Source organism: Streptomyces deserti (assembly GCF_054782695.1).
The window spans coordinates 105,058-123,136 of the sequence record NZ_BAAGRZ010000021.1 but is presented as its reverse complement, the minus strand read 5'-3'; the positions used below and the strand labels follow the sequence as shown (position 1 = coordinate 123,136).

The following is an 18,079-nucleotide window of genomic DNA, read 5'->3' as shown; positions in this document are numbered from 1 at the left end:
ACCACCCCCCAGGTCATCCCTTCGACAGGGGGCAACAGTCATGCCGGGCCCGGAGGCCAGCGGTCCCCTTGCGGAACCGCGAAGAACATAACGGGGGCATGATCTCGCGGCGATAGTGCCCCACGGCGGCGTACAGCACCCGTGCCGCACGACCTCGGGCACGGGGGCGGCGGGGTCGGGGGTGGTCGCGGTTCGGGGCGCGCGGTGGTGCGGAAGGGCTCCGGCGAGCGTCAGCAGCGCGGTGAGCGCACCGATTTCACGGCAGGGGGCCGTGACGGTCTGTCGCCAGAGACTGAAGTCCAACCAGGCTTCGAGGCAGGAGCAGCAGCGAACGGGCCACTCGTGTACGGCTGTTTGGTCACGAAGTCAGGTGGCCCAGCCGCTCCAGCCATGAACGGTTTGCCGCCCCCCGCCACCCCCGCCCTACCGTGTCGCACAGTGACCTCGACGTCCTGTCGTCGTGCGCGACCGTATGCCCGACGAGCAACGCCGGGTGCTGGTGGGGGTGTTGATGAAAATATCCGGGCCGGCGGGGGCGGCGTCGGGGGTCAGCGGACCGTCGAGCTGGTCGTCGTCGTGCAGGGCGACGTACGACCCTGACGGGAGGCGATCACGGACAGTTGTCGCGGTCAGCGCGGCTCGTAGGGCTCGCCCACGTCCCACGCCTGGTGCATCGCGTCCGCGAAAGCCGCCGCGATCTTGTGTTCGCCGCTCGCGTTGGGGTGCGTGCCGTCGTAGGTGTCGGTGTGGATGTCGTACGACCCCGGCGGGGAGGCCAGGAGCAGAGGGGAGACCGGCTCGTCCAGGTCCGCGGTCGTCTTCGCCAGCAGTTCGTTGAAGCGGGCCACCTCTGTCCCGAAGGCCGGGTCCTGCTGCGCCCGGATGTTCGGGATCACCGGCAGCAGGACCATCCGCACCCGGGCGTTGCCCGCCCGCGCCCCGGTCACGAAGTTCCGTACGCTTTTTGCCGTCTGGTCCGCGTTCGTGTAGAAGCCCAGGTCGATCAGGCCGAGGGACACCAGCAGGACGTCCGCGCGGCTCTTCCGTACCGCCTCACCGATCAGGGGGGCCATGTGCAGCCAGCCCTCGCCCCAGCCGGCCAGGTGGGCGCGCGGGAAGTCCGGGTCGGCGTACGCGTAGGACGTCGCCTCGTCCGCCGCCTTGTCGTACAGCGTCTCGCGCGGGCCGACGAGGGTGAAGGGGCCGCCGTACGCGCCGCACAGGTGCTGCCACAGCCGGTAGCGCCACGTGTGTTCGCCCGCGCTTCCGATCGTCATGGAGTCACCGACGGGCATGAACCTGAGCATCCGCTCATCATCGTGGATCACCGCGACCGGTGGGGTGTGAGACGCGACCGGTGGGGTGTGAGACCGGCCACGCGTCACCACGCCATGTGAACGCCCGGGCGGGGTGGCAGGCTTGGGGGCATGCGCCGACCCTTCGTGCTCCTCGCCGCGGCCCTCCTCGTGGGTGCGTTCGCCGTGCCCGCCTCCGCCGCCGACGGGAACGAGGACTTCACGATCCGGGACGCGCGCATCACCGAGTCCAGCGGTCTCGCCGCCTCGCACCAGCACCCCGGCATCTACTGGACGCACAACGACAGCGACGACGGGCCGTATCTGTACGCCGTCGACAGCCGGACGGGCGAGACCGTCGCCCGCGTCACCCTCACCGGCGTCGGCACGCCCCGCGACGTGGAGGCGATCTCCATCGGTCCCGGCAACCAGATCTACGTCGGCGACATCGGGGACAACCTGGGTGGCTCGTGGCCGTACGTGTGGGTCTACCGGCTCCCTGAGCCCAAGCAGCTCAGGGACCAGACGGTCCGGGCCACGCAGTACGTCGTGAAGTACTCCGACGGGCCCCGCGACGCCGAGTCGCTCGTCGTGCACCCGAAGACCGGGCGCGTCCACATCATCGACAAGAACGAGGACGGCGGGCACCTGTACGAGGGGCCTGCCCGGCTCTCCCCGTCCGGCACCAACCTCTTCCGGCCCATCGCCCCCGTCGACCTGTGGGCCACCGACGCCGCCCTCTCCCCGGACGGCCGGCAGCTCGCCGTACGCGGCTACTTCGGGGGGATCTGGTACGACTGGAACGACGGCGAGATCAAGCGGAAGGGACGGCTCAACGTGCCCCTGCAGGGGCAGGGCGAGTCCGTCAGCTACTCCGCCGACGGGACCCGGCTCATGTACGGCAGCGAGGGCGCGAACAGTTCCGTCGAAGCGGAGGACGTGCCGGGCGGGGGCGCCAAGTCGCCTTCATGGGGCGGGAGTTCGCAGGCCGACGCCGACAGCGGCGGGGGTGACGGAGCCGGCGGCCGGCTCAACGTCGGCATCCTCGCGGTGGCCGCCGCCTGCGTCGCCCTGTTCGGGCTGCGGCGGATGCGCCGCCGGGGGTGAGCCCGGCGGCGTCCGCCGTCACTCCCCGGCGCGCCGGGCGACCAGGATCTCCAGGCCGTCGAGCAGCCGTTGCAGCCCGAACTCGAAGTGGTCGAAGTCGTCGGTGAACGCGTCCTCGGACAGCGCGGCCAGCGTCGGGAACCGGCCGCTCTCCATGGCTTTTTCGAGGAACGGCGTCTGCTGGTCCCAGAACTCCTGGTGGCTCAGGCCGGTCTCCTTCGCGGCCTGGTCGGCGTCGATCTCCATGCGGGCGATGCCGCCCGCGAAGCTCTGCACCGAGATGATCACCGAGATCAGCTCGGGATCGCTGAGCCCCATGCCCTTCAGCGGGACCAGGGCGGCCTCCAGGGAGCGCAGGGAACTCGGGCCGAGGACCGTGCGGGCCTGGTTGACCCGGAGCAGCCACGGGTGGCGGCGGTAGAGGGCGAGGTAGCCCCGGGCCATGGTCTGGACGGCCTCCCGCCAGCCGGCCCCGGCCAGCCGGCCCTGCTCCTCCTGGGCGGACTCCAGCGCCTCGTTCTGCACCCGGTCGAGCATCAGGTCGAGTAGTTCGGCCTTGCCCGGCACGTACCGGTACAGCGACATCGTGCCCACGTCCAGCGCGGTGGACAGGCGGCGCATCGACACCGCCTCCAGGCCTTCGGCGTCGGCGATCCCGACGGCCGCCTGGACGATCCGGTCCAGGCTCAGGGCCGGTTTGGGCCCCCGGCTGGGGCGCTCGCCGGTGCCCCACAGCAGCTCCAGACTGACCTTGATGTTGCCGCTGCCGCCGGTCTCCATCCTCGTCATGAACATCAGCGTAGCCCTCCTGACATGGCGTTTCTCCGATCCGGTCTCGAGCCGTCTCCCAGTTGTCCCCGAGCTGTGGAAAACCACTGGACAGAAACTGAGTACGGCGTACTCTCTAATGAGTACACCGTACTCAGTTTCATGGGAAGGGGGTCGGCGTGAACGCAAACGACGGATACGACGGATACGACGGACCGGGCGGATCTGGCGGACCGGGCGGAGACAACGGACCCGGCGGATATGCCGTACGTGCCGAGGGCCTGGAGAAGCGCTACGGCGACAAGCGCGCCCTCGACGGCTTCGACCTGGCCGTCCGCGAGGGCACCGTGCACGGGCTGCTCGGGCCGAACGGCGCCGGCAAGACCACAGCCGTGCGCATCCTGTCCACGCTCGTCCGGCTGGACGGGGGACGGGCGACGGTGGCCGGGCTGGACGTCGCCCGGCAGCCGCACGAGGTGCGTGCCCGGATCGGGCTCACCGGCCAGTACGCGGCCGTGGACGAGGTGCTCACCGGGCGGCAGAACCTGGAGATGTTCGGCCGGCTGTTCCACCTGGGCGGCAGGCGGGCCAAGCTGCGGGCCGCCGAACTGCTGGAGCAGTTCGACCTGACCGGCGCCGCCGACAAGGGCGTCGGCGCGTACAGCGGCGGCATGCGGCGCCGACTGGACCTGGCCGCCTCGATGATCCTCGCCCCGGCCGTCCTCTTCCTCGATGAGCCGACGACCGGGCTGGACCCCCGCGGCCGGGGCGAGGTCTGGGAGTCCGTACGGGCGTTGGTGGCCGGCGGCACGACCGTGCTGCTGACCACGCAGTACCTGGAGGAGGCCGACCGGCTCGCCTCGCACATCACCGTCATCGACCGGGGCCGTGCCATCGCCGACGACACCCCGGACGGCCTGAAGAACCGGGTCGGCGGCGACCGAATCGAGGTCGTGGTCGCCGAGCGGGCCGAGATCCCGCGGGTGGTGAAGGCGGTCGCCCGGGTCGCGGACGGCGAACCCGAGGCGGACGAGGCCGAGTTGCGGGTGCACGCCCCGGTGGCCGACCGGGTGGCGGCACTGACGGACGTGGCCCGGACGCTGCGGGACGAGGGCGTACGGGTCGAGGACATCGGGCTGCGCAGGCCGAGCCTGGACGACGTGTTCCTGCGCCTGACCGGACACCGCGCGGAAGCGTCCGAAGCGAAGGAGGCCGCCGCATGAGCGCCGTCGACCTGACCGGGCCGGCCGCACACGGCCGTACCTACTGGCTGCTGTCCGACTGCTGGAACATCGTCCGCCGCGGCCTCACCCACTACCAGCGCCAGCCCGTCAACATCGCCTGGCAGCTCGGCTTCCCGATCCTGTCCGTGCTGCTGTACGGCTATGTCTTCGGCAGCGCGATGAAGGTGCCCGGCGGCGGGGACTACAAGGACTTCCTCATGCCGGGGATGTTCGTGATGACGATGGCGTTCGGCTTCATGAACACCGCCACGGTCGTGGTCTACGACTCCACCAAGGGCGTCATCGACCGGTTCCGCTCCATGCCGATGGCCTCCTCGGCCGTGGTGGCCGGACGCGGGGTGACCGACCTGATCATCGCCTGCGCGGAGTTGGCCATCATCATGCTGACCGCGCTGGCCATGGGCTGGCGGCCGGACACGGGCTGGGGCTCCCTGGCCGCGTTCGGGCTGCTGCTGTGGCTGCGGTTCGCACTGATCTGGATCGGCGTGTGGCTCGGCCTGCTCGTGCCCAACCCCGAGGCGGCGGGCGGGCTGTTCGCCGTCGCCTTCCCCCTGACGATGATCTCCAGCGTCTTCGTCGCCCCGCAGCTCATGCCCGACTGGCTGGGCTGGGTGGCGGCCTGGAACCCGATCTCCTCCACGGCGGTGGCCGCCCGGGAGCTGTTCGGCACGCCGGTCGGCGGCGGCGACTCGTGGGTGGAGCAGCACGCGCTGCTGATGGCCGGGGTGTGGCCGGTGGTGCTGACGCTGATCTTTCTGCCGCTGGCCGTACGGAGGTTCCAGAGGCTGAGCCGGTGACGCCGTAGTCCTTGACGTGTCCGTGTGACCTGCCTTCCATGGGAGGTGCGGGTGTGGGAGCGCTCCCACTCGTTCCGGCCCGCGCCTCCCGAGAGGAAGCAGCGACATGTTCCGCAGCTTGCGAAGAGCGCTGTGCGCGGTGGCCGCAGCACTGCTGTTACCGCTGGCGGGCGTCCAGGGCACGGCTCACGCGGCGGAGCCGGCCGCCGGAGCCGGCTACTGGCACACCAGCGGCCGGCAGATCCTGGACGCGGCCGGGCAGCCGGTCCGTATCGCCGGGATCAACTGGTTCGGCTTCGAGACCGGCAACCACGTGGTCCACGGCCTGTGGGCCCGCGACTACAAGAGCATGATCGACCAGATGAAGTCGCTGGGGTACAACACCATCCGGCTGCCCTACAGCGACGACATCCTCAAGCCCGGCACGATGCCCGACAGCGTCAACTTCTCCGACGGCAAGAACGCCGACCTGCGGGGGCTGACGTCGTTGCAGGTCCTGGACAGGATCGTGGGGTACGCCGGTCAGGCCGGGCTCAAGATCGTCCTCGACCGGCACCGGCCGGACGCGGCCGGCCAGTCGGCGCTCTGGTACACGGCGTCCGTGCCGGAGTCCACGTGGATCGCGAACCTGAAGTCCTTGGCCGCCCGTTACAAGGGCAACTCCACCGTGATCGGCATCGACCTGCACAACGAGCCGCACGATCCGGCCTGCTGGGGCTGCGGGGACCAGGCGAGGGACTGGCGCCTGGCCGCGCAACGCGCCGGCAACGCGGTGCTGTCGGTCAACCCCGAGCTGCTGATCATGGTCGAGGGCGTGCAGTCCTACAACGGCGCCAACGGCTGGTGGGGCGGCAACCTGATGGGCGTCGCCCAGCACCCGGTCCAGTTGGACGTCCCGAACCGGCTCGTGTACTCCGCCCACGACTACGCCACGTCCGTGGCCCAGCAGCCCTGGTTCAGCGACCCGTCGTTCCCGGACAACATGCCCGGCATCTGGGACAGGTACTGGGGCTACATCTTCAAGCAGAACATCGCCCCGGTGTGGATCGGCGAGTTCGGTACGACGCTGCAGTCGGCGGTGGACCAGAAGTGGCTGGCCGCGCTCGTGACGTACCTGCGCTCGACGTCGGCGTACGGCGCCGACAGCTTCCACTGGACCTTCTGGTCCTGGAACCCCAACTCCGGTGACACGGGCGGGATCCTCAAGGACGACTGGTCGACCGTGGACACCGTGAAGGACGGGTACCTGGCGAGCGTCAAGGCCCCGGGATTCCCGGCGAGCGGTCCGGGCGGCGACCCGGGCGGTGACCCGGGCGGTCCCGGTGGCGGTACGGCGTCCTGCACCGCCGCGTACTCCGTCGGCAGCGACTGGGGCGGCGGCTTCAACGCCGAGGTGAAGGTGACCAACACGGGTGCTGTGCCGCTGAAGTCCTGGAAGGTGACGTGGACCTGGAGCGGAGCGCAGAAGGTCACCAGCATGTGGAACGCGTCGTACACGCAGAGCGGGGCGAGTGTCACGGCGTCGAACGCCGCTCACAACGGGGCGCTCGCGGTGGGCGGTTCGGCGGGCTTCGGCTTTTCGGGGGCGCCCGGGGGCGGGGGTGTGCCGAGTGTGAGTTGTGCGGCGGCGTGAGGGTGGCATGCAGCAGGGGCGCCTGGTGTTGTCCACCGGGCGCCCCCATCGCCGTCGTGCGGACGCAGCCGGGCTCGGGCGGTGCCGCGGTTGCCGGAGTACGACCTGATCTTCGAGACGCCGCTGACGCCGGCGCATGGCGACGTGCAGGAGTTCGGCTGCGGCCGCGTATCAGAACGAGGCGGTCGAGCTGCACCCGGCCCACGCCGGCGATGCGTCGCGCGACTGACACGACCGGGGTTCGGGGCCGGAGGAGTCCTTGGCCCGGCGGCCGACGACAAGGGGCGCCCGGTAGGTCACCGGGCGCCCCTCATCGACGTACGCGGAGCGTCAGAGCTTCTCGATCACATAGTCGACGCACTTCGTCAGCGCCTCGACGTCCGCCGGGTCGATCGCCGGGAACATCGCGACGCGCAGCTGGTTGCGGCCGAGCTTGCGGTACGGCTCCGTGTCGACGATGCCGTTGGCGCGCAGGACCTTGGCGACGGCGGCGGCGTCCACCTCGTCGGTGAAGTCGATCGTGCCGATGACCTGGGACCGCTTGGCGGGGTCGGCGACGAACGGGTTGGCGAACTTGACGTCCTCCGCCCAGCCGTACAGCGTCCGCGCGGAGGTGGCCGTACGACGGACCGCCCAGTCCAGACCGCCCTGGCCGTTGATCCACTCCAGCTGCTGGTTCAGCAGGAAGAGCGTGGCGAGGGCCGGGGTGTTGTACGTCTGGTTCTTGCGGGAATTGTCGATCGCCGTGGGGAGGGAGAAGAACTCCGGGATGTGGCGGCCGCTCGCGTGGATGCGCTCGGCGCGCTCGATCGCGGCCGGGGAGAAGACGCCGATCCACAGGCCGCCGTCGGAGGCGAAGGACTTCTGCGGGGCGAAGTAGTAGACGTCGGTCTCCGCGATGTCGACCGGGAGGCCGCCGGCGCCGGAGGTGGCGTCGACCAGGACGAGCGCGCCCTCGTCGGCACCGGCCACGCGCCTGATGGGCATGGCGACACCGGTCGAGGTCTCGTTGTGCGTGAACGCGTAGACGTCCACGCCCGCCTCGGCCTCGGGCTCGGGGTGCGTGCCCGGGTCGGAGGAGATGACCGTGGGCTCGGCCAGCCAGGGGGCGAGCTTGGCGGCCTTGGCGAACTTGGAGGAGAACTCGCCGAAGCTGAGGTGCTGCGACTTGTTCTCGATCAGGCCGTGGGTCGCGATGTCCCAGAACGCGGTGGAGCCGCCGTTGCCGAGGATCACCTCGTAGCCGTCGGGGAGCTGGAACAGCTCGCGGATGCCCTCGCGCACCTTGCCGACCAGGTTCTTGACGGGGGCCTGGCGGTGGGAGGTGCCCATGAGGGAGGTACCGGTGGCGGCGAGGGCGTCCAGCGCCTCCGTCCGCACCTTGGAGGGACCCGCGCCGAAGCGTCCGTCGGCGGGCTTGATGTCAGCGGGAATCTGGATCTCAGCCACGGACGGGAGCCTAGCCGTTTCGGGAAACATGGGCGAAACGTCGTCCGTCGGGTGAGACGAGTGGGGCGCGGGCCCGGTCACTGTCAGTGGCCGGATGCATCCTGGACGCATGACGGACCTGACAGATCTGACGGATCTGAAGGCTCTGGCCGCTGTGCGGGCGGAGCTGCGCGAGGCCGTCCGGGGCGAGGTCGGCTTCGACGTCATGTCCCGGGCGCTGGTCACCATGGACGCGTCGAACTACCGGCGTGTCCCGCTGGGCGTCGTGGCGCCGCGGGACGCCGACGACGTGGCGGCCGTGCTGGCGGTGTGCCGGGCGCGCGGGGTGCCGGTGGTGGCGCGCGGCGGCGGGACGTCGATCGCGGGGCAGGCGACCGGCACGGGCGTGGTGCTGGACTTCACCCGGCACATGGACCGGCTCGTGTCGCTGGATCCGGACGCGCGTACGGCCGTCGTCCAGCCGGGGCTGGTCCTGGACCGGCTCCAGGAGGCCGCCGCCCCGCACGGGCTGCGTTTCGGCCCGGACCCCTCCACGCACAGCCGGTGCACGCTCGGCGGAATGATCGGCAACAACTCCTGCGGCTCGCACTCGGTGGCGTGGGGGACGACCGCCGACAGCGTGCGCGAGCTGGACGTGATCACCGCGCGCGGGCAGCGGCTGCGGCTCGGGCAGGGCTGGGCGGGGGCGCCGGACGGGCTGCGGGCGCTGGTCGACGGGGAGCTGGCGCGGTTGCGCACCGGCTTCCCCGCCCTGCCCCGCCGCATCTCCGGGTACGCCGTGGACGCCCTGCTGCCCGAGAACGGCGCCGACGTGGCCCGCTCCTTCTGCGGCTCCGAGGGCACGCTGGGCATCCTGACGGAGGCGGTCGTACGGCTGGTCGAGGCACCGCGCGCGCGTGCGCTGGCCGTGCTGGCGTACGGCGACGAGAGCGCCGCCGCCGAGGCCGCGGCGGGGCTGCTGCCGTACTCGCCGCTGACGGTGGAGGGCATGGCGGCGGACCTGGTGCCGTCGGCGGCGGGGTTGCCGCGGGGCGCAGCCTGGCTGTTCGTGGAGGTGGGCGGGCAGACTCCGGGGGAGGCACGCGCGCGTGCGGAGGCGGTCGTGCGGGCGGCGGACGTCGTGGACTCCCTGGTGGTGACGGACCCGGCCGAGCAGCGGGTGCTGTGGCGGATCCGGGAGGACGCGAGCGGTACGGCGACCCGGATGCCGGACGGGTCCGAGGCGTGGCCCGGCTGGGAGGACTGCGCGGTGCCGCCCGCCCGGCTCGGCGCGTACCTGCGGGACTTCCGCGCCCTGCTGGCCGCGCACGGGCTGCGCGGCACGCCGTACGGGCACTTCGGGGACGGCTGCATCCACGTCCGCATCGACTTCGACCTGCTGACGGAGCGGGGGGTCGCCCGCTTCCGGCGGTTCTCCGAGGAACTCGCCGACCTCGTCGTGGCGCACGGCGGCTCCCTGTCCGGCGAGCACGGGGACGGACAGGCCCGGGCCGAACTGCTGCCGAAGATGTACGGCCCCGAGATGGTCGCCGTGTTCGAGCGCGTCAAGGGCGTCTGGGACCCGGACGACCTGCTCAACCCGGGGATGCTGGTGCGCCCGGCCCCGCTGGACGCCGACCTCCGCTTCTCCGTCCTGCCGCGCGAGCCCGTCGACGTGGTCTTCGGCTACCCGTCCGACGGCGGTGACTTCACGGCGGCCATACGGCGCTGCGTGGGCGTCGCCAAGTGCCGTACGACGTCGGTGTCGGGCCCCGCCGTGATGTGCCCGTCCTTCCGGGCCACCGGCGCGGAGGAGCACTCCACGCGCGGGCGTGCCCGCCTGCTGCACGAGATGCTGGCCGGCGAGCTGGTGACCGACGGCTGGCGCTCCACGGAGGTACGGGACGCCCTCGACCTGTGCCTGTCCTGCAAGGGCTGCCGCTCCGACTGCCCGGTCGAGGTCGACATGGCCACGTACAAGGCGGAGTTCCTCCACCACCACTACGCCGGACGCCGCCGCCCGGCCGCCCACTACGCGCTGGGACGGCTGCCGGTGTGGCTCCGCGCGGTGGCCCGTACGCGCACGGCGCGGCTGGTCAACGCGCTCGCCCGAGTAAGGCCGCTGGCATGGGCGGGGAAAGGGCTAGGCGGGATCGCGCCCGAGCGGGAGATCCCGCGGCTGGCGACACGGACGTTCAGCCGGTGGTGGGAGCGGCGGCGCCAGGAGACGGCCGCCCGGGGCGGCGAGCTGGTCATTCTGTGGCCGGACACCTTCACCGAGCACTTCTCGCCGTCCGTGGGGCAGGCCGCCGTCCGTGTGCTGGAGGCGGCCGGGCTGCGCGTGGCGCTCCCGCCGACCGTGCACCTGAGGAAAGCGCCGGTGGGCGACGGTACGACGGTCGCCCTCGACCCGTTGACCCTTCTGCGGGGCCGGGGCCGCGTCTGCTGCGGGCTGACGTACGTGTCGACGGGCCAGCTGGACCGCGCCCGCGCGGTCATGCGCCGCACGCTCGACCTGATGGAGCCGGTGCTCGACACGGCCGCCCCGGTCGTGGTCCTGGAGCCGAGCTGCGCCGCCGCCCTGCGCACGGACGTCCCCGAGCTGCTGCACGACGACCCGCGCGCGGCCCGCCTCGCCGCCCGCGTCCTGACCTTCGCGGAGGTCCTGGAGCGCCATGCCCCCGGCTGGAGCCCGCCCCGCCTCGACCGCCCGGTGGCCGGCCAGACCCACTGCCACCAGCACGCGGTCCTCGGCGACACCCCCGACCGCCGCCTGCGCGCCGCCGCGGGCCTCACCGGCGAACTGAGCGGAGGCTGCTGCGGCCTCGCGGGCGACTTCGGCTTCGAGAAGGGCCACTACGAGGTGTCGACGGCCTGCGCGGAGGAGCAGTTGCTGCCGTCGGTGCGCGACGCGCCGGAGGGAACGGTCGTCCTCGCGGACGGCTTCTCCTGCCGGACGCAGTTGGAGCAGCTGGCGGGGGTGCGGGGCAGACACCTGGCGGAGGTGCTGGCGGAGGGGCTGAAGGAGGAGCTGGGGGAGGGACTGGGGGAGGAGTGACGAAGGGAGTGTCAGAGCCGGGAGACGCCCGAAGCGGCTCATACGCTGACGAAACCAGCCACTTGAAGGAGCCCGCGCATGGCCTTCCGCGTCCAGCCCATCACCCGGGACGAGCACCAGGCGTTCGTCGCGGCCCGCCCCTCCGCCAGCCACATGCAGGTCCCGTCCTGGGGAGAGGTGAAGCCGGACTGGCGGGCGCAGAGCCTCGGATGGTTCGCCGAGAGCGAGAGCGAGAGCAGGGGCGGGAGCGAGAGCAGGGGCGGGAACGAGGGCGAGGGCGAGGACGACGGCGGGCGCGGGCGGCTCGTCGGCGCGGGACTCGTCCTGCTCCGGCCCCTCCCCGGGCTGAAGCGCTACCTCGCGTACCTGCCCGAGGGCCCGCTCATCGACTGGTACGCCTCCGACCTCGACCGCTGGCTGGAGCCGATGCTCGCGCACCTGAAGCGGCAGGGTGCCTTCACCGTCAGGATGGGGCCGCCCGTGGTGGTGCGCCGCTGGAGCGCCGAGGCGGTGAAGGCGGCGATCGCCGACCCCTCCGCACGGCGGCTGGGCGACGTGGCGGCGACGGCGTACGACGAGCGGGCCGCCGGCGTCGTGGACCGCCTGCGCCGCATGGGCTGGCGACCGTGCGCACCCGGCGCCGAGGAGGGCTTCGCCGCCGGACAGCCCCGGTACGTCTTCCAGGTCCCGTTCGCCGGACGGTCCCTGGAGGACATCCACGGAGGTCTGAACCAGCAGTGGCGGCGCAACATCAAGAAGGCGGAGAAGGCCGGCGTGAAGGTGGTTCGCGGGGGCTACGAGGACCTGCCCGCCTTCCACGAGCTGTACGCCGAGACGGCCGAACGGGACCGCTTCGTCCCGCGCCCGCTGCCGTACTTCCAGCGCATGTGGACGGCGCTCACCGCCGAGCACCCCGACCGCATGCGGCTCTACCTCGCCCACCACGACGGCGAGGTCCTCGCCGCGGCCACCATGCTGACCGTCGGCGAGCACGTCTGGTACTCCTACGGCGCCTCCACCGACCGCAGGCGCGAGGTCCAGCCCAGCAGCGCCGTGCAGTGGCGCATGATGGCCGACGCCCACGAACTCGGCGCCGCCGTCTACGACCTGCGGGGCATCACCGACACCCTGGAGGACTCCAACCCTCTGCTCGGTCTGCTGCGCTTCAAGGTGGGCACGGGTGGCGAGGCCGTCGAGTACCTCGGCGAGTGGGAGTTCCCGCTCAACCGGCTGCTGCACAAGGCGCTGGGGCTGTACATGTCGCGCCGGTGACGTCGGCGGCCTCCGCGGTCGCCGGCACCGTCAAGGACAGGCGCGCAGAGGGGTTCACGAGTACAGGCACATAAAGGGTTCACGCTCCTGTCGAAGTCCACTAACCTGGACCGGGTAGTACACCCCGATGAACGCAGGAATCCGAGCCGAGTTCCTTGGAAGGCCCCGTGACCACCCCCAGCTCCGCCACCCCGTCCAGCCCTGCCCCGCTCCCGGCAGCCGCCCCGGCGGCCGGGGACGCGCCCGCACCGGCCAGTGCCCCGCACCGCTGGGGCTCCCTGGGGCCCGTCGGCCTGGTCCTCGCCGGAGGCGTCTCGGTCCAGTTCGGCGGAGCCCTCGCCGTGCTGCTGATGCCGCGCGCCGGAGCCCTGGGCGTGGTGACGCTGCGGCTGCTGGTCGCCGCGGTCGTCCTGCTGGTGATCTGCCGGCCCCGGCTGCGCGGGCACTCGCGCACCGACTGGGGCACGGTGATCGTCTTCGGCATCACCATGGCCGCGATGAACGGCCTCTTCTACCAGGCCGTCGCCCGCATCCCGCTGGGCCCGGCGGTCACCCTGGAGGTCCTCGGCCCCCTGGCCCTGTCGGTCCTGGCCTCCCGCCGCGCGATCAATCTCGTATGGGCCGCGCTCGCCCTCGCGGGCGTGTTCCTCCTCGGCGGTGGAGGCTTCGACAGTCTCGACCCCACAGGTGCGGCCTTCGCCCTGGGGGCGGGCGCCATGTGGGCGGCGTACATCGTTTTCAGTGCCCGTACGGGCCGCCGCTTCCCGCAGGCCGACGGGCTGGCCCTCGCCATGGCCGTCGCGGCCGTGCTGTTCCTCCCCCTCGGGATCGCCGAGTCGGGCGCGAAGCTCGCCGACCCGACGACGCTCGCCCTCGGCGCCGCCGTCGCGATCCTCTCCTCCGTCCTCCCCTACACACTCGAACTCCTCGCCCTGCGCCGCCTGCCCGCCTCCACCTTCGCCATCCTGATGAGCCTCGAACCGGCCCTCGCGGCGACAGCGGGCTTCCTCATCCTCGACCAAGCCCTGTCCACGGCCGAGGCCGCGGCCATCGCCCTCGTCATCGCGGCGAGCATGGGCGCAGTGCGGACGCAGGTGGGACGGGTCAGGAAGCGTCCGGACGCTTCCTGACCCGTCCTGAGCGGTCCTGACCCGTCCTGAGAGTGACTTAGGGGAAGTTGAGGTCAGCGGGCGACGGCCCCGCCCGCCTCTGGCCTTCCCGGGACCAGGGGCGCGGGAACGTCGGAAGCCGCCTTCTCGCGTTTTCATGCAAGCACGCTTGATTGTTTCTGTCGGCGCTGCCATGCTCCTCACCACGCCGCACCGCCACGCCACGCCACCAACACGCACCACCCCGCACAGCACCGCCCCGCACCGCCCGCACACCGCCGTGCCCCGAGGGGAGCGCACCGTGTCCGATCCGACGCCCGTGATCGACGATCTGCGCGAGGAGAGCGAGGAGCTCGACCGGCTCGTGGCCGGGCTCGACCCGGGGCGTTGGGCGCTCGCGACGCCCGCGCCCGGCTGGACTGTGGCCCACCAGATCGCGCACCTGGCCTGGACCGACCGTTCGGCGCTGCTGGCCGTGACCGACGCGGAGGCGTTTCAGGCGCTGGCCGAGAAGGCGCTGGCCGCACCGGACTCCTTCGTCGACGAGGGCGCCGAGGAGGGCTCCCGGCTCCCGCCCGCCGAACTGCTGGCGCGGTGGCGCGAAGGGCGCAGGGCGCTGGAGCAGGCGCTGCGGGCCGCGCCACCCGGAACGCGCTTCCCCTGGTACGGCCCACCCATGTCGGCCGCCTCCATCGCAACGGCCCGTCTTATGGAGACCTGGGCCCACGGCCTGGACGTGGCCGACGCCCTGGGTGTGGTGCGCCCACCCACCGACCGGCTGCGGCATGTGGCCTGGCTCGGGGTGCGCACCCGGGACTTCGCCCACGTCGTGCACGGGCTCACACCGCCCGCCGACGCCTTCCGCGTCGAGCTCCTCGCGCCCTCCGGCGAGGTGTGGACGTACGGCCCCGAGGACGCCCCGCAACGCGTCACCGGGCCCGCCCTCGACTTCTGCCTCCTGGTCGCCCAGCGGATCCACCGGGCCGACACCGCCCTGCACGCCCACGGCCCCGACGCCGACCGCTGGCTGGACCTCGCCCAGGCCTTCGCGGGGCCATCCGGCACCGGACGCCCGCCGAAGGGGGCCGGCCGGTGACCCTGCGTATCGGGAACGCCTCCGGCTTCTACGGCGACCGCTTCGACGCGATGCGCGAGATGCTCACCGGCGGCGCACTGGACGTCCTCACCGGCGACTACCTCGCCGAGCTGACCATGCTCATCCTCGGCCGGGACCGCCTCAAGGACCCCTCCGCCGGGTATGCCCGCACCTTCCTGCGGCAGTCGGAGGAGTGCCTGGGGCTCGCGCACGAGCGGGGCGTCAAGCTCGTCACCAACGCCGGCGGGCTCAATCCGGCCGGACTCGCCGAAGCCGTACGGCAGTTGGCCGGCCGGCTCGGCATCCCGGTACGGGTCGCGCACGTCGAGGGCGACGACCTCACGACCGCGTATCCCGGCAGCCTCGCCGCCCACGCCTACCTCGGCGGTTTCGGGATCGCGGCCTGTCTGCGCGAGGGGGCCGACGTGGTGGTCACCGGGCGGGTCACCGACGCGGCCCTGGTGACCGGGCCCGCCGCCGCCCGCTTCGGCTGGCGACCGGGGGAGTACGACCGGCTCGCGGGCGCGGTCGTCGCCGGGCACGTCCTGGAGTGCGGGACGCAGGCCACCGGCGGCAACTACGCCTTCTTCACCGAGGGCGACGTCCGGCACCCCGGCTTCCCGCTCGCGGAACTCCACGAGGACGGCAGCGGCGTCATCACCAAGTACCCCGGCACCGGTGGCTTCGTCGACATCGGCACGGTCACCGCCCAGCTGCTGTACGAGACGGCCGGTGCCCGGTACGCGGGACCCGACGTCACCGCCCGGCTGGACACCCTGCGGCTCAGCCAGGAGGGCCCCGACCGGGTGCGGATCGAGGGCGTGCGCGGGGAGGCGCCGCCGCCGGCCCTCAAGGTCGGCCTCAACCGGCTCGGCGGCTTCCGCAACGAGGTCGTCTTCGTCCTCACCGGGCTCGACGTCGAGCAGAAAGCCGCCCTGGTGCGCGAGCAGATGGAGGACGCGCTGGCCAAGTCACCTCCCGCCGAGGCCCGATGGAACCTCGTCCGGACCGACCGCGCGGACGCCGACACCGAGGAGACCGCGAGCGCCCTGCTACGGCTCGTCGTACGCGACCCGGACCAGGAGGTCGTCGGGCGGGCGCTGAGCGGGGCCGCCGTGGAGCTGGCACTCGCCAGCTATCCCGGCTTCCATGTGCTGGCACCACCGGGGAAGGGCGCGCCCTATGGGGTCTTCGAGGATGTGTACGTCCCCCATGGTGCCGTCGACCATGTGGCCGTCCTCCACGACGGGCGCCGCATCCCCGTGCCCCCGGCCCACGACACCGCCGTACTCGACGACGTACCGGAACCGCCGCTGCCCGAGCCGCTGCCGCCGGGGCCTGCGCGACGGGCTCCCCTCGGCCTGGTCGCCGGTGCCCGCAGCGGGGACAAGGGCGGCAACGCCAACGTCGGGGTGTGGGCCCGGACCGACGACGCCTGGCGGTGGCTCGCGCACGAGCTGACGGCCGACCGGTTCCGGCAGTTGATCCCCGAGAGCCGTGAACTGCCCGTCGTCCGGCACGTCCTGCCGAATCTCCGCGCCCTCAACTTCGTCGTCGAGGGCATCCTCGGCCAGGGCGTCGCCGCCCAGCACCGCTTCGACCCGCAGGCCAAGGCCCTCGGCGAATGGCTGCGCTCCCGCCACCTGGACATCCCGGAGGCCCTTCTGTGACGGTCCTCAGCTCCTCCCTGGACACCACGAGCCCGGACTACCGGGCCAACCGCGAGGCCATGCTCGCCAAGCTGGACCAGCTGGCCGCCGAGCACGCCAAGGCCCTCGCCGGCGGCGGCGAGAAGTACGTCGCGCGGCACCGGGCGCGCGGCAAACTCCTCGCCCGCGAGCGCATCGAGCTGCTCCTCGACCCGGACACCCCCTTCCTGGAGCTGTCGCCGCTGGCCGCCTGGGGCAGCGACCACACCGTCGGCGCCTCCCTCGTCACCGGCATCGGCGTCGTCGAGGGCGTCGAGTGCCTGATCACCGCCAACGACCCGACCGTGCGCGGCGGCGCCAGCAACCCCTGGAGCCTGAAGAAGGCCCTGCGCGCCAACGACATCGCGCTCACCAACCGGCTGCCCTGCGTCAGCCTGGTGGAGTCGGGGGGCGCCGATCTGCCGTCCCAGAAGGAGATCTTCATCCCCGGGGGCGCCATCTTCCGCGACCTGACCCGGCTGTCGGCCGCCGGGATCCCGACCATCGCCGTCGTCTTCGGCAACTCCACCGCCGGAGGCGCGTACATCCCCGGCATGTCCGACCACGTGATCATGGTCAAGGAGCGGGCGAAGGTGTTCCTCGGCGGGCCGCCGCTGGTGAAGATGGCCACCGGGGAGGAGAGCGACGACGAGTCCCTGGGCGGCGCCGAGATGCACGCGCGCGTGTCGGGCCTCGCCGACCACTTCGCCGTCGACGAGCAGGACGCCCTCAGACAGGCCCGGCGGGTCGTGGCGCGCCTGAACCACCGCAAGGCGTACGACGATCCGGGCCCGGCGGAGCCTCCCCGGTACGACGAGGACGAACTCCTCGGCATCGTCCCCGGCGACCTGAAGACCCCCTTCGACCCGCGCGAGGTCATCGCCCGGATCGTCGACGCCTCCGACTTCGACGAGTTCAAGCCGCTGTACGGGACGAGCCTGGTCACCGGCTGGGCGACCCTGCACGGCCATCCCGTCGGCGTGCTGGCGAACGCCCAGGGCGTGCTGTTCAGCGCGGAGTCCCAGAAGGCCGCCCAGTTCATCCAGCTCGCCAACCAGCGCGACATCCCGCTGCTCTTCCTGCACAACACCACCGGCTACATGGTCGGCAAGGAGTACGAGCAGGGCGGCATCATCAAGCACGGCGCGATGATGATCAACGCCGTCAGCAACTCCAAGGTGCCGCATCTGTCCGTCCTCATGGGGGCGTCGTACGGAGCCGGGCACTACGGCATGTGCGGGCGGGCGTACGATCCGCGCTTCCTGTTCGCCTGGCCCAGCGCCAAGTCGGCCGTCATGGGCCCGCAGCAGCTCGCGGGCGTCCTGTCGATCGTCGCCCGCCAGTCGGCCGCCGCGAAGGGCCGGCCGTACGACGAGGAGGCGGATGCCGCGCTGCGCGCCATGGTGGAGCGGCAGATCGAGTCCGAGTCGCTGCCGATGTTCCTGTCCGGGCGGCTGTACGACGACGGCGTCATCGACCCGCGCGACACCCGCACCGTCCTCGGCCTGTGCCTGTCCGCCCTGCACACGGCGCCCTACGAGGGCGCGCGCGGCGGCTTCGGCGTCTTCCGGATGTGAGGGATCA

The 18,079-nt window shown here is 72.2% G+C and carries 13 protein-coding genes; 10 read left to right on the top strand and 3 right to left on the bottom strand.

Translation table 11 applies throughout. From position 1 onward, the window contains the following. Window positions 1-629 precede the first annotated feature (629 nt). A complete protein-coding gene (locus ACYVMZ_RS28310) occupies window positions 630-1,307 on the bottom strand; it encodes a GDSL-type esterase/lipase family protein (protein WP_461084530.1) in 678 nt (225 codons plus the stop codon). A gap of 120 nt (window positions 1,308-1,427) precedes the next feature. On the opposite strand from ACYVMZ_RS28310, the gene ACYVMZ_RS28305 reads away from it, so the two are divergent. Beyond that, window positions 1,428-2,402 (top strand): YncE family protein, encoded by a 975-nt coding sequence (locus tag ACYVMZ_RS28305; RefSeq protein ID WP_461084528.1) that lies wholly within the window; start codon window positions 1,428-1,430, stop codon window positions 2,400-2,402. A gap of 18 nt (window positions 2,403-2,420) precedes the next feature. Here the strand turns inward: ACYVMZ_RS28305 and ACYVMZ_RS28300 are convergent, their stop codons facing one another. Then, window positions 2,421-3,191, bottom strand: coding sequence for a TetR/AcrR family transcriptional regulator (locus ACYVMZ_RS28300; RefSeq protein WP_461084526.1), 771 nt, complete (start codon window positions 3,189-3,191; stop codon window positions 2,421-2,423). A gap of 260 nt (window positions 3,192-3,451) precedes the next feature. On the opposite strand from ACYVMZ_RS28300, the gene ACYVMZ_RS28295 reads away from it, so the two are divergent. The 3 genes from ACYVMZ_RS28295 to ACYVMZ_RS28285 all read left to right on the top strand — a co-directional run bounded on the left by ACYVMZ_RS28295 (window position 3,452) and on the right by ACYVMZ_RS28285 (window position 6,844). Then, window positions 3,452-4,393 (top strand): ATP-binding cassette domain-containing protein, encoded by a 942-nt coding sequence (locus ACYVMZ_RS28295; protein ID WP_461084544.1) that lies wholly within the window; start codon window positions 3,452-3,454, stop codon window positions 4,391-4,393. Beyond that, on the top strand, window positions 4,390-5,211 hold the full coding sequence (locus ACYVMZ_RS28290) for an ABC transporter permease (protein ID WP_461084523.1): 822 nt from the start codon (window positions 4,390-4,392) through the stop codon (window positions 5,209-5,211). Before ACYVMZ_RS28295 ends, ACYVMZ_RS28290 begins: the two co-directional genes overlap by 4 nt. 106 nt (window positions 5,212-5,317) lie before the next feature. Next, complete coding sequence (locus tag ACYVMZ_RS28285; RefSeq protein WP_461084521.1) at window positions 5,318-6,844, top strand: cellulase family glycosylhydrolase; 1,527 nt, start codon at window positions 5,318-5,320, stop codon at window positions 6,842-6,844. 330 nt (window positions 6,845-7,174) lie between these two features. On the opposite strand, the gene serC is transcribed toward ACYVMZ_RS28285, so the two are convergent. Then, window positions 7,175-8,293, bottom strand: coding sequence for a phosphoserine transaminase (gene serC / locus ACYVMZ_RS28280; protein WP_461084519.1), 1,119 nt, complete (start codon window positions 8,291-8,293; stop codon window positions 7,175-7,177). 109 nt (window positions 8,294-8,402) lie between these two features. On the opposite strand from serC, the gene ACYVMZ_RS28275 reads away from it, so the two are divergent. The 6 genes from ACYVMZ_RS28275 to ACYVMZ_RS28250 all read left to right on the top strand — a co-directional run bounded on the left by ACYVMZ_RS28275 (window position 8,403) and on the right by ACYVMZ_RS28250 (window position 18,072). Beyond that, on the top strand, window positions 8,403-11,330 hold the full coding sequence (locus tag ACYVMZ_RS28275; protein ID WP_461084517.1) for an FAD-binding and (Fe-S)-binding domain-containing protein: 2,928 nt from the start codon (window positions 8,403-8,405) through the stop codon (window positions 11,328-11,330). A gap of 78 nt (window positions 11,331-11,408) precedes the next feature. After that, a complete protein-coding gene (locus tag ACYVMZ_RS28270) occupies window positions 11,409-12,602 on the top strand; it encodes a lipid II:glycine glycyltransferase FemX (RefSeq protein ID WP_461084515.1) in 1,194 nt (397 codons plus the stop codon). 167 nt (window positions 12,603-12,769) lie between these two features. Further along, window positions 12,770-13,732 carry an EamA family transporter gene (locus ACYVMZ_RS28265; protein ID WP_461084513.1) on the top strand — a complete coding sequence of 321 codons (963 nt, stop codon included), beginning with the start codon at window positions 12,770-12,772 and terminating at the stop codon, window positions 13,730-13,732. A 280-nt stretch (window positions 13,733-14,012) separates the two neighbouring features. After that, window positions 14,013-14,807, top strand: a complete 795-nt coding sequence (locus ACYVMZ_RS28260) for a TIGR03084 family metal-binding protein (RefSeq protein WP_461084511.1) — start codon at window positions 14,013-14,015, stop codon at window positions 14,805-14,807. Beyond that, window positions 14,804-16,477 carry an acyclic terpene utilization AtuA family protein gene (locus tag ACYVMZ_RS28255; protein WP_461084509.1) on the top strand — a complete coding sequence of 558 codons (1,674 nt, stop codon included), beginning with the start codon at window positions 14,804-14,806 and terminating at the stop codon, window positions 16,475-16,477. Before ACYVMZ_RS28260 ends, ACYVMZ_RS28255 begins: the two co-directional genes overlap by 4 nt. Next, window positions 16,474-18,072 (top strand): acyl-CoA carboxylase subunit beta, encoded by a 1,599-nt coding sequence (locus ACYVMZ_RS28250; RefSeq protein ID WP_461084507.1) that lies wholly within the window; start codon window positions 16,474-16,476, stop codon window positions 18,070-18,072. The genes ACYVMZ_RS28255 and ACYVMZ_RS28250 overlap by 4 nt, the downstream gene beginning before the upstream one ends. Window positions 18,073-18,079: the final 7 nt, after the last annotated feature.